Raw genomic sequence first — 14369 nt, forward strand, 5'->3', positions numbered from 1 at the left:
CGGTCGACGATCTGGCCGGTTCACCTCCGCTCGCGCGGAGACCACACTTCCTGACCTGCACCGTTAGAGCGGCATTGCCAGTTCTTGACTCTGTCTGCTGAAGGCGATCAAGGTAAGGCCGTCGAAGTCGACAGGGGTCCGACGTTGTGGGCCCGCCGTGCGGATCTCGAAGCCCTGTTCATTGTCGGCCGGATAGGCGAGGACGGCGGCGCCCTGGTCCGCGCAGTTCGTGAGCGACTGCCAGAGTTCGTCGCGCACTCGGGCCGAGACGGTACCGACGTAGAGCTCGGGGGTGACTTCGAGGAGCCAGCGGGTGAGGGCGCCTCGAAGGTGATCCGGGACGGCGGTTGCCGAGATGACGATCATGGAGGCCATGGGGCGGGTCCTTCTCGGGGTGGGTGTTCAGCCGTCCGTTGAGTGGTTCGTGCCGCCGGGGACGGCTCCGGTGACCGGGTCCCAGAGGTCGACGAGTTCCTCTTCCGGGTCGGGGGCCTCACGTTCGCTGCCAGGGTCCAGGAGGTCCTGAATGTCGTGGACGATCCGCGGGAGGAGCCGGAAGAGACGCAGACCGTCGCGGAAGGACCGGCGAGCCTGAGCTTCGGGGTTGGGGGAGTCGTGGAGGGAAAAGGCGAGCGGGATGGTGAGTTCGGCCTTGTAGAGGTCGGCCACGTCGTAGAGGAGGGCTTGTTGATTGCCCTGGTGGACGAAGCCGAGGGCAGGGGACATGCCCAGCGAGTGGATGGCGGCGTGGACGATGCCGTAGAGGCAGGTGTTGGCGGAGGACAGCGCCAGGTTGACGGGGTCCTGGGTGTCCCACTGCGCGGGGTTGTAGGCGCGCCGGAAGCGGCCGATCTTGTACTGCTGCGCGAGTAGCTTGTACAGCGCTTTGAGACGCTGGCCTTCCATGCCTCGCAATTGCTGGAGTGTGGTGCCGGGCGGGACGGTTCCGGCGCCGAAGCGCTTCTCGTACATGGCCGTGGCGATGCGCAGGCGATGTGTGTCGTCCGCCCAAGCTCGGGCCTGGCGTTCGAGCCAGGTCGTACTCAAGGACGCGGGCTGAGTGGCGGCGTAGCAGCGCACTCCCCCGGAGCCGGTGACCAGCACCGTGGTGCCGTGGCGGGCCAGCGTGGTGAGCGCTGGGGCGGTGATGGAGGTACCGGGTCCGAGGAGTACGCAGGAGAGGGCGGCGGTGGGCAGGTAGACGGTCTGGCGGCCGTGGAGTTCGCTGCCGACCTCGGCCAGCACACCTGTGTCGTCCTGGAGCACGCGGACGATGTCGAGGTAGACGAAGGACAGGGAGTCGGCGACGCGCGGCAGCATGGCGACGGTCGGTGCGGCGAGTTTGCGGCGCGCCTGCGCGGGTGTGGTCATGCGTCCGCCGCGGTGCGTTGGGGGGCGAGGGTGAGCAGGCCGCAGCCGTAGGCCTTGCCACGCCCGATTCCCGCGGTGAGCTTGGTACGCAGTTGGTCGGGGTCGACGATCACGGCGACGCCGTCGAAGCGGGTACGGGCGTGCCTGATGCGTTGCCGGTCTTCCTGCCCGCCTCTGGTGCCGGTTGCGGCGTCGAGCGGCTGGGAGTGCAGCGAGAGCACCTTCAACCCGGCTGCGTCCGCCTGGCGTTGCCACCACTCGTCGGCGTCGGCACCGTGCAGGGCGACGACCTCGGGCAGTTTGTACAGGGCGCGCGTAGTGGCACCGGGCTTGCGTACCGGACTGGCCGTGCAGCGGTAGCGGATCTCCAGGCCACTACGCAGCAGGCCCAGCAGCGGGTCGAGGGGCCGGGTGGCGGTCTGGCCGTACCCCTCGGGAAGCTTGGCCAGTTCGGGCTGGTGGGCAGACTGCAACAGGATCACGGGCCCGGAGCGGGCGTCGTCGATGCGGTGCAGAAGGCCGAGGGACTGGCGGGGGCCGGGCCCGAGGTGGTCGGGGAAAAGGCTCATGATGCGGCGGTGCAGACCTACGGCGTCGCCGAGGTCACGGCGCGCTTCGCGGGATCGCGGATCAGGCACGATGCGGGTCAACCACAGAGACGTCATCGGCGGGCTCCGTCGGGGGCGGTCAGGGCGCGGTATGCCGCGAGGCGGTGGAGGTGGTCGATTCCGTGCCCCGCCCACTGATGACGCGGTGGCGTGTACGTACGACGGAAGACGGGGCGCGAGTGGTGGCTCCTGCTCCGAGGGTGGAAGGAGGCGGGCTCGTCGTTGAGTTGCCCGGTCGCTTGTGCGGCCTCCGCAGGGTCGGACGGGTTCAACTCGGCCGGGAGAGGCAGTCGGTCGAGCGGCCGGTCGCCGATGAGTTCCACCTGGGGTGCCGGGGCCCCTTCGCGTGGTGGAGGCGCGGCGAGCGGCAGGTGGATCAGGTGGTGCAGGGGTTCGTCGAAGACATCGATCAGGACGGGTCCGGCGGGCGGGCAGGACCGGCGGCCCAGGTAGAGCGGCCAGCGCGGGGACGCGAGGGCGGCGGCGCAGGTGGCGAGGAGACCGGGCGGGGTGTCCGGCCCGGGGGTGACGGCGGCGGTGAAGGCGGCGTCGGCGAGGTAGTAGCGGTGGGAGAGGAGGGTGCCGGTGTCGCCGGGACGCTTCCTGCCCTGGGCAGTGGTGACCGTCTTCGCCGCTGGGAGCCCGCCTCCCACGGTGTGCAGGTCACGTAGGAGTACGCCTCCTCGGTCCGTGCGAACGGTCAGGCTCAAGGTGACGAGGTCGGTGACCGGCTCCTGACGTGCGCGGCCGAGGGCGGCGGCCAGCAGGCCGACGATGCCGGAGCGGGTGGGGTGCGGAGCTGTGTCGCGTTGGTTGAAGTGGCTGTGCCTGCCCCAGGACTGCAGCGGGCCCGCCAAGTGAAGCAGCAGGCCCGAAGCGGGAGCCGTGGCGTCGGCGCCCGCATCGATGTAGGAGGGGGTCACGCCGCGGCCTCCTTCTCGAAGGCGCGGTTCGCCGCAGCGGTGACCAGCTTGTCGACGGAGGTGTGCCGCTCGCCGAGTCCGGCGTGGTCCTTGGCGTCGAGGCCCGCCCAACCCGCCAGGAGAATGCCGTCCTTGCCCATGAACTCGTTGACGGCCTCGGCGTACTCGGCGAGGGCATCACGGGAAGCGGCGGCGAACCCGCCGTCAGCGGCCATGCGTACGGGCTTCTCGAAGGCCGCCGCCAGGGAGAGGGGGCGGTCGGCGCGGACAGTGACGTGGACCAGGTCCGGCGGAGTGTTCGGGGCGGTGGAGTTCTTCTTCGCCTGCGGCAGGGAGCGTACGAACGACTGTACGAACGCCTCGGCCAACTCCCGGACCGCTGCCATGTCGCCACCGAGATTGGCGGCGAGTTCGGCCAGGTCGAGGGTGGCGTAGCGGTAGAACGTGCCGGCGCTGAACTCGGCGTGGCCCATGTGGCCGCTGCCGGTGGCGTCCTTCCACTGGTCGGTGACGTCGTCGACGGCGGAGAAGTAGTCGATCTCGATGTCGGTGGGGTGGGTGGTCATGGCGTGAGCGACCTGGACCGCGCCGTCGACACCGGCATCGTCCACCTCGGCGAGCATGCGACCGAAGGTGTTGATCACACCGTTGCGGGAGCGCAGGACAGCCTTCACACGATCGCTGTGATCCTTGAGGGCACTCTTGTCCGTGGACTTGGTGATGTCCTTGGCCTTCTCGATCTCCGTGCGGAACTCCTCAGCGATGTCGGCGAGTTCGGATGCAGCGGTCTCTGGCACGTAGACCAAGGCGTTCTGCAGGACGACGTTCGGAAGGGCCTTCTTGTCCTTCTCCTCCAGCTCGAACTTGATCCCGGCAGCGGCCGCCAGGTGCGCCCCCGCCCTGGCAGCGAGATCGGCGTCCCAGCCTCGCTCCTCGGTCAGCAGTCGGGCCACCCGCTCGGCGATACGACGGGTGCGCAGCGCGCTCTGCCCGGTGCGCAGCTCGAAGTCCTGGCGCACGGCGCGCTTCCAGCACTGGCTGGAGACCCGGGTGCGCAGAACGCCACCGAACTGGACGGTTTTCACCGAGTTCGTGTCATCGCGGTTGAGGTTCGCGAACGGGACGGTCTGCAGCAAGTGGACGCAGATGAAGCGGGCGGGGAGGGCGGTGGTCGGCATGTCTGCTCCAAGATCGGTTGTTTGTGGGAAGGCGTCGCCTCACGGGAGGCCCGATGCGCTCCTGCGGCTCGTGGTGGACAGCGGGGTCGCCGAGCCGTGGTCTTGCTCTGTCCTGTCAGACGGCGTTCTGCGACACGTCCGCGCTGTCCGCGGTGGCCTTGGCGTCCGCGCCGTCGGCACGGCGGCGGTCCTCTTCCTGCAGAGCCCGGTAGAAGTCCTGGAGCCAGCGTCGAGTGATCCGGCCGGAGTCACGAGGCCAGTCGACGAGGTCCTGCAGCAGCCGTGCGAAGTCGATGGGGACGTTCAAGGACCGCAGGTAGCGCACTGATGCGGGGAGGTGGCGATGCAGGCCGGTGATCTGCTGCTTGCACAGAATGTTCAACCGGCTCTCCGCGGTACCTCGGCGCATCTGGCGCTCTCTGCCCGGGCCTGCGACGACGGCGGCCGCGAACGCGGCGCCGAGGCTGGTGCCGTAGTCGGGTCGCACTGCCCCGGCAGCGCTCTCCTCGGTTCCAGGCTCCGCGGTCGGGTCGTCGGCGGCGGTGCTCCCGGTGTCCTCGACCTGGGGCGCCTGCTGCCTGCGCGCTTGCTCGGCGATCACGGCCGCGACCGCGTAATAGGCACGCTGCGAGCTGTCGTTGGCGGCAGTCGGCACGAGGTGGGCGATGACCTGGTGCATGCGCGGCACGGAGTCCAAGTCCTTGCCGACACCTGAGCGCAGCGCACTGCGGGCTCCCGGGTCGGTCTGGCAACGGCGGCTCACTGCCTCGACGAACCGGTCGTAGCTCGTGAGCCGGCCTGTACGTGGGCTCCGAGGAGCGGACACTGCCGCCTGCGTGACGGTGCTTTCGAGGGTCACGGTGTGGGCTCCTTCGTCTTGGATGCACGCGCGGCGGACGCAGCACGACGGTCACCGAACAGGTCGATACGGGCTTCCTCCACCGCCTTTGCGCCGCGCTGCGTGCCCGCGACCTGACTGGTGACCTCGTCGAAAGAGGTCAGCGCGAGGCGCAGAAAGGCGGCGCGCGCGGCCGGGACGTCCAAGCCGCCGTCCGGGGCGGTGCCCGTGCGGTCCAGCCGGGCGAAGCGAAGCCAGAACTCCCGCTCGGCTCCGGGCCAGTAGCGGGCTGCGCCGCTCTCCGGCCAGGCGTCCGCGGAGTCCTTGGGATCGTTCACATAGGTACGCCAGGCGCGGCGCAGGGCGCGGTCCAAGCGCTGACCGAAGCGTTCACCGAGGACGCGGAGCTGACCGACCGCGGGGCGGCTCGTGGCCGCGCGCCGTTCCAGGTGTCCCAGGAGGGGCGGGGTGGCGGCATCGACGAACTGGATGTCCTTGGCTTGACTGTCCTGCTCGAACCCGAGGGCTCTGACACGAAGGTCTTCAGAGATCTCCTGAGCCCAGTCGAAGACGGCGGGACGGCGGGGCCGGGCCTGGCCGGGCGGATCGGCGAGCAGCAATGCGTCGAGGTCCCGCCAGAGCGCGCGGGAGGAGACTGCGTGCCGGGGGTAGGGGTTGCCGGCCTGGCTGATCTGCCAGATCAGGTAGTCGTCGTCGGGGCGGGCGGTACGGCCTGTGCGGTAGCCCCAGGTGATGTAGGCGTCCGCGACGCGGGAGGCATCGTCCGGATCGGGTACAAGGAGCAGGGCGTGCACGCCCTGCCCAGTCAGCTTCGAGCACGGGCCCGTGGCGGCGGGGGGCGGCCCTTCAGGATCCGACAGCGCTTCCTGCTCCCACGGGCACAGGTCCTGGTCACGGCGTACGTGCTGCTGCGGAGGAACGAGTCCCGCGAGAAGCGTCTCGAAGAGCGTGGCACCTTCGGGGTGGTAGGAGAGGGTTCCGCGCAGCGGCCCTCCCGTCGCATTGGACGTCTTGGTGCCATTGACGGTGCGCGCGCTGCATTTTCCGGACGGACCGTAGAAGAGCCAGGTGAGCAGACTGAGCACGGCATCCGATGCGCTCGGCAGATCCGGGCGCGCGTCGACCGCGTGCGTGAACCAGGAGTGGTTGTTGCCGGCCGGACGGGTCACGATCAGCTTGTTGACCCCGGCGGTGCCTGCGGCGTCGCACTCCTCGGTCAGTCGGGGGTCCTGCATCCACGGTCGGCCACCGGGGTCGAACAAGAAGAATCTGTCGTGGTGGCGAGTGCAGTAGGTGTCGATCCCCTCCGACGGCAGACGTCCCGCTTCAAGGATGCGGTCGCGGCGCAGGAGCCATTCATCAGGGCCGTCGGGAGCTTCGTCCAGGCCGGTCGCCCGAGCCGTAAGGGCGTAGAGGATCCGCAGGAGCGCAGAGTGGGCGGGCGGGACGGCCACGGTCAGAGTCTCGATCTCGTGCGCGTGCCGTAACAGCAGTCTCAGGCCCACCTCGCCGTCCGGGCCAGTGCCCAAGGGTGGAGCACTGCCCGGCTTCCACCGCACCGGGAAGAGCGGCTCGTCGAGCAAGTTCGTCAGAGGCATGACTCTCCCAGGGCAGGGGGAAGTGACGATTTCGTAGGAGCGGAGCGAGACAGTGCCGCGCGGTCTTCGCGCTCTGCTTGTGTGCCGCTACCGCTGCGTCGCGCACCACAGAACGGGCTGCAACTCCCGTACCTGTCAGCGGAGTTGAAAGGTAGCGAAGACGCCAGAAGATTGTGAGGATTCTCGGGATATCGAGTCAAAGTTCCTCGACTCCCACCTCGGAGAGGGCGATGGTGCGCTCACCGAGCCGGCAACGCCAACCACCATCGGCAGGAGTCAGCACCAGCAAACCCACTTCCCGCAGCAGAGGCTGCTTGCGCCAGTCGGCGGGGTACTCGACGCCGCCGTCACGCAGCCACCTTCCGGGCACCGGCACCAGATGGGCCATCACCTCGGCGGTGTCCTGACGAGAGGGCCGGGGCCCTTCCGGCAGGGCTACGGTGCCGGACTCGTCCAGCGTCCAGGCACCGTCCGGCTGCGCGTACACGCACACCACCCGGCCGGTGTCCGCACCTAGGCGTGTGGTGAGCAGTTCTTCGCTCACTCCCTCGACCTGTCGACTGATGAGGTGCAGGTTGCCCTGAATGTTTCCCGGGCCGTCGATGGCCACTGTCTGCGCCAGGCTCGTCTTGGCCATCTGGGACGCAAGTCGTTCCCCGTCCAGATCCCGCAACTCGCGTCCGACCGCAGCCTCCAAGTCGTCGACAAAGTCCGGCGCATAGACAGCGTCCACGAGCTCCTGCACTCCGCCGGGGACCGCGATGCCCCCACCCGCACGCTCCTTCAACAGCAGGGATGTACGCAGCAGCAGGCTGGTGTCGTACACCGACCCCCACGACCTCGGGCGCATCCGGCCCTCAGGAGCGACGAACGGATCCAGCACAACTACTCGCGGAGCGTCCTCGACCGCGGCCCATGCCGGTCTGCCTGCGCTGCCTCGATGGTGACGCCGGCAGCGCCCTGCCCGCTGCAGCAGTTGGGCCAGCGGAGCCAGGTCGCTGATGACCATGTCGAAGTCGAGGTCGAGGGACTGCTCCACCACCTGCGTGGCCACCAGCACCGAGGCCTCACGCACTGGATGCTCGCCTCCCGGCTCCGGCTTGCCGTAGGCGCGCTCGCACTCGGCGGCGGTCTCCTGACGTACGCGGGCGGGGAAGCGGGAGTGCAGCAGCCGCACCCCGCCCGAGCGTCGGGCGAGTTCAGGGAAGGCTGCGCGGATGTCACGAAAAGTCGCCTGAGCCTCGGCGACGGTCGTGCAGCACACCAGCGCCGTCCCCCCGCCCTCGACAACCTGCCGGAGTTCCTCGCGCACGGCAGCGCGGCGCCCATCTGTCGCGGCAGAGCCGCCCGGTTCACCGTCGCGCACGTCCCAGGCCACCGGTCGCACGACGACACCGAGGGTGCGGGGCCTTCCTGTCGCGGTACTCCTGGGCGCCGAGACCTCACCGGTCACCGCTCCCGCGTACAGCCACCCCGGGTACGCCGGCTCGACCGGCACCGCCTCGGTGAACCCCGCACCGCGCCGGTACGCGTTCACCAACGAGGCCGCCACCTGGCCCGTCAACGTCGCCGAAAGGAGAACCACGGGCGCCCGCATCGCGCCCAACCACTCCAGCAGTACCAACAGCAGCTTGTGCATCCACGGGCCGTAGGCGTGGGCCTCGTCGACCACGAACACCTTCTCGTGCAGCCCGAACAGGCGCAGCATGTTGTAGCGCAGCGGCAGCACACCGGCCAGGACCTGGTCGACGGTGCCCACCGACAACGGCGCCAATAAGCCGCGGTACCTCCCGCGAACCCAGTCCCCGGCAGCTACCGAGGTGGCCGCGTCCAGGGAGAGCTGCACGGCTTGATCGTCGGGCGGCGGGGTGTAGTCCGGGTTCAGCCAGGCCATCGAGTGCAGCAGCGTCAACGCCCGCTGCCCGGACAACGCCGACTCGGCGAACGAGCGCACCCTCGCATACATGGCGTCAGCCGTCGCCATCGTCGGCAGCGCCACGTACATCCCCCGTGCCCCTGCCGCCCGCCCCAGCACCGACGAGGCGAACAGCGCCGCCTCGGTCTTCCCGTCCCCTGTCGGCGCCGTCACCAGCAGCACGCCCGGGCCGTGCGTCTGCACCAACTCGGGAAGGTGCTCGACGAGGTCAGCCTGGAGCGGGTTCGGCACAAACGGGAACATCCCGCTGAAGCTGCTTTCGGTGAACTCGGCTCGCCCCAGTCGTGCCGCGCCGACCAGTGAGGGAGCCGCCGCTACCGCACGCGCGAAATGGGCGTCCACCTCCCCCGGAGTGCCTCGCCAGCCGTTCGCGCCCCGTACCGAGTCGATCGCGGCGGTGTCGCTGGCCAGCCAGTCCGCACACACCACAAGTCCGGTCAGCACAACGGCCAGGTCAGCCGACAAGGCGCCCGCGGGCACTGCTGCCGCGCCAGTGACCCGCCGCAACTCCTCCAGGTGACGGCGCCGCTGAACCGCCCACCCTCCCGCACCCAGACCAGGTTCGTACGAGGCGGGCGCCCGCATCTCGCCCGTCGTCATCTTCCGTCCGAACAGCCCATGATGCCCGCCGAGCAACTGCCCGACCCACTGCGCCAACGCGGCCCCGCTGCCACCCCGCTGCGCAGCGACGCGCCGGTTCGGATAACCCACCTCTTCGAGCAGCGAGCCCAACGACCAGTGCGTCGCCATCTCGTGACGCATACCGGCGCCCGGCACGTGCGCGTACTCCGGCAGGCTGCACACCGCCGCGAAAAGTGCGGGCACCTGCACCTGGAAGGCGGGCGACACCTTCCCCAGATCGTGCAGCCCCGCCCAGAACGACAGGACCGCCCGACACTGCACTTCCGAAAGCCCCAACTGCTCGGCGAACCGCTCCCGAGCCCGGGTTTCCAGCAGCTCGTCCCACAGCACGCCGAACGTCGCAGCCACGTCCAGCAGATGGCACATCACGGGGTATGGCTCAGCCAGCCCGTGCTCCTTGCCCCATAGTCGTCCATCCGGCAACACAACTGAATGTAAGGATTCTTGACGCTCAGTCATGTCACAGGTCCTATCAGCCCGCACTGACAGCGCGAGCCGATCAGGCCATTCCCACGCTCCGGGGGATCACGGCGCCTACAGTGCACATCATGCGTACTGCCCACCGGCTGCCCAGTGCCGCTCCTGGCAATGAAATGGCAAAGCCCGTCTGACGTCGCAGGTCAGGAAGTGTGTTCTCCGCGCGAGCGGAGGTGAGCCGGTGGCCTTCAGTTGTCCGGCAGCGTCGGCGATGTGTTCTCCGCGCGAGCGGAGGTGAGCCGGATCTCTGGCGCGTCTGGCAGATGAACGGCCTGTGTTCTCCGCGCGAGCGGAGGTGAGCCGTTCCACGGGGAGCGGTACAAGGACTTCGCGGAGTGTTCTCCGCGCGAGCGGAGGTGAGCCGACGTCCTCGCCTCGCATGACCACAGCGATCGCGTGTTCTCCGCGCGAGCGGAGGTGAGCCGGAGGCTGGGGAGGATCTCGGACCAGTCGGCCGGTGTTCTCCGCGCGAGCGGAGGTGAGCCGTGGGCCTGGATCGCCCATCCCTTCCGCTCCCGGTGTTCTCCGCGCGAGCGGAGGTGAGCCGACGGCCATCAGCAGCCAGCCGAACGGCGCCATGTGTTCTCCGTGCGAGCGGAGGTGAGCCGAACTGCGCTCTTTGCGTAGTGGCGAGCACTCAGTGTTCTCCGCGCGAGCGGAGGTGAGCCGTTGCGCTTCGTTTCGCCCATAAAGGAGGCGATGTGTTCTCCGCGCGAGCGGAGGTGAGTTGCTGGGGGTTCTGTCCATGCCAAGCGGGCCACGGCTGAGGCATCTACCGAACCCTGCGGGCCGTAGAACCCACTGGGGCCATCCTCCCCCGCCTATCGAGCGGGGGCTTGATAAGTGCGGCGTTCGGGGGGAAAGGCGAGCAGCACCCCGAACAGGACCTCCTCCTGCCCTCTGCTCGCCAGGACAACGACCGCACGGGCACCTGAGTCCGTCCGCCCCAGAGAACCCCTCGGCGGGGCGCTACGGGGGCTTCCCCGCGCTGGGAGAGATTGGGAGAAATCTTGGAGACGATCATGCTCCCCAACCCTCCCCGTACCTCGCCAGACCAACGCAGACCAACACCCGGATCCCACGGCACAACAAAAAGAGGGCGCTCCCACCAGGGGAAACGCCCTCTTCTGCTGCACTGCTTCTGTGGGGCTAACAGGATTTGAACCTGTGGCCTCATCCTTATCAGGGATGCGCTCTAACCAACTGAGCTATAGCCCCGCCGCGCTCTGCGCGCTGACTCGAGAAGATTAGCGCACGACCTGCGCAGTCCCAAAATCGATAGTCGGGGCGGTGAACCCGAGGCCTTCCGTGGCTCTGTCCTGCGCTTCTGCCGTTCGCCGGGACGTTGTCCGAGACGCTCCCGCAGGCGTTGTCCGGGCCGCTCCCGCAAGCGCCGTCCCGACCACTCCCGCGACCACTTCGCTCCTGCCCCTACTCATCCTCCGCCAACGTCAGCTCAACGCCGCCCACGAAGCCCGCGGAGAGGTTGTAGATGAAGGCGCCGAGGGTGGCGAGGGCGGTGGCGAGGACGACGTCGATGGCTGCGATGACCGAGGTGAAGACGAGGACGCGCGGCAGGGAGAGGAAGGACTGGAGGTCGAAGCCGTTGGACTCGTTGGAGCCGGTGGCCTCGGAGATGGTGCCGCCGACGGTGGAGAAGACGCCCATGGCGTCCATGACCATCCACAGGACGGCGGAGGCGACGATGGTGCAGATGCCGAGGGCGATGGAGAGCAGGAAGCTCACCTTCATCACCGACCAGGGGTCGGCCTTCGCCACCCGCAGCCGGGCCTTGCGGGTGCGGGGAGTGGTGCGGGTCCCGGCCGGAGTGCGGGGCTTGCGGACGGCGCCGTCCTGCTGGGACTGGTAGGCCTGCGGCGGGTGGTACGGGCCCGCGGGGGCCTGCGGCGGACGTTCGCCGGGCAGCGCGCCCGAGTACTGCTGGCCCTCGGCGCCTCGGGTTTCGGTCACGGCCTGCTCCTGGGGCTCATGGGAGTCGTGGGTGACGGGTCCAGCGGCCGTCGTGTGGCCACGGGCGCGGGCGGTACCCGCGGATCCAGACGGTAGTGCCGAATCCGTTTCGGCGCCCGTGGCCTTGCTCACGACGGTGCTCTCCTCGTACTGCTCGGGCACTTGGGCCTACTCGGACGAGACCTCGGTGCCCTCGTCCGCGACGGCGGCCGGTGCGTCCTCGGCGGCCGCTTCGGGGGCCTCCCCGTCAGGGGCGTCCCCGTCGACCTCCTCGGCCTCGCGGCCCGCCTCGGCGTTGCGCGCGATGCCGACGACGGCGTCGCGCTTGCCCAGGTTGATCAGCTGGACGCCCATGGTGTCACGCCCGGTCTCACGCACCTCATCGACGCGCGTGCGGATGACACCGCCCCCCAGCGTGATGGCCAGGATCTCGTCGGTGCTCTCGACCACCAGCGCGCCGACCAGCGAACCCCGGTCCTCGACGATCTTGGCGGCCTTGATGCCGAGGCCGCCGCGGCCCTGGACGCGGTACTCGTCGACCGGGGTGCGCTTGGCGTAGCCGCCGTCGGTGGCGGTGAAGACGAACGTACCCGGACGGACGACGTTCATCGACAGGAGTTCGTCGCCCTCGCGGAAACTCATGCCCTTGACGCCGGAGGTGGCGCGGCCCATCGGGCGCAGCGCCTCGTCGGTCGCCGTGAAGCGGATCGACTGGGCCTTCTTGGAGATGAGCAGCAGGTCGTCCTCGCCCGAGACCAGCTCGGCGCCGATCAGCTCGTCGTCGCGGCCGTCCTCCATCTCACGGAGGTTGATCGCGATGACGCCGCCCGAGCGCGGGGAGTCGTAGTCCTTCAGCGAGGTCTTCTTGACCAGGCCCGCCTTGGTGGCGAGGACCAGGTACGGGGCGACCTCGTAGTTGCGGATGGCGAGGATCTCCGCGATGGCCTCGTCCGGCTGGAAGGCAAGGAGGTTGGCCACGTGCTGGCCGCGGGCGTCGCGTCCGGCGTCGGGGAGCTCGTAGGCCTTGGCGCGGTAGACGCGGCCCTTGTTGGTGAAGAACAGCAGCCAGTGGTGCGTGGTGGAGACGAAGAAGTGGTCGACGATGTCGTCTTCCTTGAGCTTCGTGCCCCGTACGCCCTTGCCGCCGCGCTTCTGCGAGCGGTAGTCGTCGGTCTTGGTGCGCTTGACGTAGCCACCGCGGGTGATCGTCACCACGATGTCCTCTTCGGCGATCAGGTCCTCGATGGACATGTCACCGTCGAAGGGCACCAGCTTGGTGCGCCGGTCGTCGCCGAACTTCTCGACGATCGCGGTCAGTTCCTCGCTGATGATGCCGCGCTGGCGGACCGGCGAGGCGAGGATCGCCTTGTACTCGGTGATCTTCGCCTGGAGCTCGTCGTGCTCCTGGATGATCTTCTGGCGCTCCAGGGCCGCGAGGCGGCGGAGCTGCATCTCCAGGATCGCGTTGGCCTGGATCTCGTCGATCTCCAGGAGGCCCATCAGGCCCTCGCGGGCGATCTCGACGGTGTCGCTGCGCCGGATCAGCGCGATGACCTCGTCGATGGCGTCGAGCGCCTTGAGCAGACCGCGCAGGATGTGCGCGCGCTCCTCGGCCTTGCGCAGCCGGAACTTCGTACGCCGGACGACGACCTCGATCTGGTGCGCCACCCAGTGCCGGATGAACGCGTCCAGGGAGAGGGTGCGCGGCACGCCGTCGACCAGGGCCAGCATGTTGGCGCCGAAGTTGGTCTGCAGGTCGGTGTGCTTGTAGAGGTTGTTCAGGACGACCTTGGCGACCGCGTCCCGCTTGAGGACGATGACCAGGCGCTGGCCGGTACGCGAGGAGGTCTCGTCGCGTACGTCGGCGATGCCGCCGATCCGGCCGTCCTTGACGAGGTCGGCGATCTTCTGCGCAAGGTTGTCCGGGTTGACCTGGTACGGGAGTTCGGTGACCACCAGGCACTGGCGGTTCTGGATCTCCTCGACCTCGACCACGGCGCGCATGGTGATCGAGCCGCGCCCGGTGCGGTACGCCTCCTCGATGCCCTTGCGGCCGACGACCAGGGCGCCGGTCGGGAAGTCGGGGCCCTTGATGCGCTCGATCAGCGCGTCCAGCAGCTCCTCGTGGGAGGCGTCCGGGTTCTCCAGGTACCACTGGGCACCGGCCGCGACCTCGCGCAGGTTGTGCGGCGGGATGTTGGTGGCCATACCGACCGCGATGCCGGCCGAGCCGTTGATCAGCAGGTTCGGGAAGCGCGCGGGCAGGACGGTCGGCTCCTGGGAGCGGCCGTCGTAGTTGTCCGTGAAGTCGACGGTCTCCTCGTCGATGTCGCGGACCATCTCCATCGACAGCGGCGCCATCTTGCACTCGGTGTACCGCATGGCCGCCGCCGGGTCGTTGCCCGGGGAGCCGAAGTTGCCGTTGGAGTCCACCAGCGGCATCCGCATCGACCAGTGCTGCGCGAGGCGGACCAGCGCGTCGTAGATCGAGGAGTCGCCGTGCGGGTGGTAGTTGCCCATGACGTCGCCGACGACGCGGGCGCACTTGTAGAAGCCCTTCTCGGGCCGGTAGCCGCCGTCGTACATCGCGTACAGGACGCGGCGGTGCACCGGCTTGAGGCCGTCCCGGACGTCGGGCAGCGCACGCGAGACGATGACGGACATCGCGTAGTCGAGATACGAGCGCTGCATCTCGGTCTCGAGCCCGACGGGCTCGACGCGCATCGCCTCGACCGCCGTGCCCTCGCCGTCCGTGCCGGTTTCTTCAGTGGGGGTGTTCTCGTCGGCCATGGCCGTACTGGATCCT

At 69.0% G+C, this 14369-nt stretch carries 10 protein-coding genes, 1 tRNA gene and 2 CRISPR repeat arrays (1 of these 13 cut by a window edge); all 11 genes read right to left on the reverse strand.

What is annotated here, in order from left to right; all coding sequences use genetic code 11:
* A CRISPR array of direct repeats spans positions 1–48; the repeat unit is 29 nt; unit sequence CGGTTCACCTCCGCTCGCGCGGAGACCAC; it begins 228 nt to the left of the window's first position.
* Between the two features lie 15 nt (positions 49–63).
* The 11 genes from cas2e to gyrA all read right to left on the reverse strand — a co-directional run bounded on the left by cas2e (position 64) and on the right by gyrA (position 14353).
* A complete protein-coding gene (gene cas2e / locus HUT18_RS16710) occupies positions 64–375 on the reverse strand; it encodes a type I-E CRISPR-associated endoribonuclease Cas2e (RefSeq protein ID WP_176101444.1) in 312 nt (103 codons plus the stop codon).
* A gap of 27 nt (positions 376–402) precedes the next feature.
* Positions 403–1371 carry a type I-E CRISPR-associated endonuclease Cas1e gene (cas1e, locus tag HUT18_RS16715; protein WP_254878643.1) on the reverse strand — a complete coding sequence of 323 codons (969 nt, stop codon included), beginning with the start codon at positions 1369–1371 and terminating at the stop codon, positions 403–405.
* Positions 1368–2036, reverse strand: a complete 669-nt coding sequence (gene cas6e, locus HUT18_RS16720; RefSeq protein ID WP_176101445.1) for a type I-E CRISPR-associated protein Cas6/Cse3/CasE — start codon at positions 2034–2036, stop codon at positions 1368–1370. The genes cas1e and cas6e overlap by 4 nt, the downstream gene beginning before the upstream one ends.
* On the reverse strand, positions 2033–2902 hold the full coding sequence (gene cas5e, locus HUT18_RS16725) for a type I-E CRISPR-associated protein Cas5/CasD (protein ID WP_254878644.1): 870 nt from the start codon (positions 2900–2902) through the stop codon (positions 2033–2035). Before cas5e ends, cas6e begins: the two co-directional genes overlap by 4 nt.
* Positions 2899–4080 carry a type I-E CRISPR-associated protein Cas7/Cse4/CasC gene (gene cas7e, locus HUT18_RS16730; RefSeq protein ID WP_176101446.1) on the reverse strand — a complete coding sequence of 394 codons (1182 nt, stop codon included), beginning with the start codon at positions 4078–4080 and terminating at the stop codon, positions 2899–2901. The genes cas5e and cas7e overlap by 4 nt, the downstream gene beginning before the upstream one ends.
* 115 nt (positions 4081–4195) lie before the next feature.
* Complete coding sequence (casB, locus tag HUT18_RS16735) at positions 4196–4939, reverse strand: type I-E CRISPR-associated protein Cse2/CasB (RefSeq protein WP_368661532.1); 744 nt, start codon at positions 4937–4939, stop codon at positions 4196–4198.
* Positions 4936–6537 (reverse strand): type I-E CRISPR-associated protein Cse1/CasA, encoded by a 1602-nt coding sequence (casA, locus tag HUT18_RS16740; protein ID WP_176101447.1) that lies wholly within the window; start codon positions 6535–6537, stop codon positions 4936–4938. Before casA ends, casB begins: the two co-directional genes overlap by 4 nt.
* Positions 6538–6733: 196 nt before the next feature.
* Complete coding sequence (locus HUT18_RS16745; RefSeq protein WP_176101448.1) at positions 6734–9574, reverse strand: CRISPR-associated endonuclease Cas3''; 2841 nt, start codon at positions 9572–9574, stop codon at positions 6734–6736.
* Positions 9575–9744: 170 nt separating this feature from the next.
* Positions 9745–10322: a CRISPR direct-repeat array (repeat unit 29 nt; unit sequence GTGTTCTCCGCGCGAGCGGAGGTGAGCCG).
* A gap of 414 nt (positions 10323–10736) precedes the next feature.
* Positions 10737–10810, reverse strand: a tRNA-Ile gene (locus HUT18_RS16750).
* A 213-nt stretch (positions 10811–11023) separates the two neighbouring features.
* Positions 11024–11563, reverse strand: coding sequence for a DUF3566 domain-containing protein (locus HUT18_RS16755; RefSeq protein ID WP_176101449.1), 540 nt, complete (start codon positions 11561–11563; stop codon positions 11024–11026).
* Between the two features lie 168 nt (positions 11564–11731).
* Positions 11732–14353 carry a DNA gyrase subunit A gene (gene gyrA, locus HUT18_RS16760; RefSeq protein WP_176101450.1) on the reverse strand — a complete coding sequence of 874 codons (2622 nt, stop codon included), beginning with the start codon at positions 14351–14353 and terminating at the stop codon, positions 11732–11734.
* Between the last annotated feature and the right edge of the window lie 16 nt (positions 14354–14369).

This window comes from Streptomyces sp. NA04227, assembly GCF_013364195.1.
Taxonomy (GTDB): Bacteria; Actinomycetota; Actinomycetes; order Streptomycetales; family Streptomycetaceae; genus Streptomyces.

Bases quoted from the DNA above. Each gene is read 5' to 3' on its own strand.
- cas2e (WP_176101444.1), bottom strand. From the start codon at position 375: ATGGCCTCCATGATCGTCATCTCGGCAACCGCCGTCCCGGATCACCTT.
- HUT18_RS16745 (WP_176101448.1), bottom strand. From the start codon at position 9,574: ATGACTGAGCGTCAAGAATCCTTACATTCAGTTGTGTTGCCGGATGGA.
- gyrA (WP_176101450.1), bottom strand. From the start codon at position 14,353: ATGGCCGACGAGAACACCCCCACTGAAGAAACCGGCACGGACGGCGAG.
- cas7e (WP_176101446.1), bottom strand. From the start codon at position 4,080: ATGCCGACCACCGCCCTCCCCGCCCGCTTCATCTGCGTCCACTTGCTG.
- cas1e (WP_254878643.1), bottom strand. From the start codon at position 1,371: ATGACCACACCCGCGCAGGCGCGCCGCAAACTCGCCGCACCGACCGTC.
- casA (WP_176101447.1), bottom strand. From the start codon at position 6,537: ATGCCTCTGACGAACTTGCTCGACGAGCCGCTCTTCCCGGTGCGGTGG.
- cas6e (WP_176101445.1), bottom strand. From the start codon at position 2,036: ATGACGTCTCTGTGGTTGACCCGCATCGTGCCTGATCCGCGATCCCGC.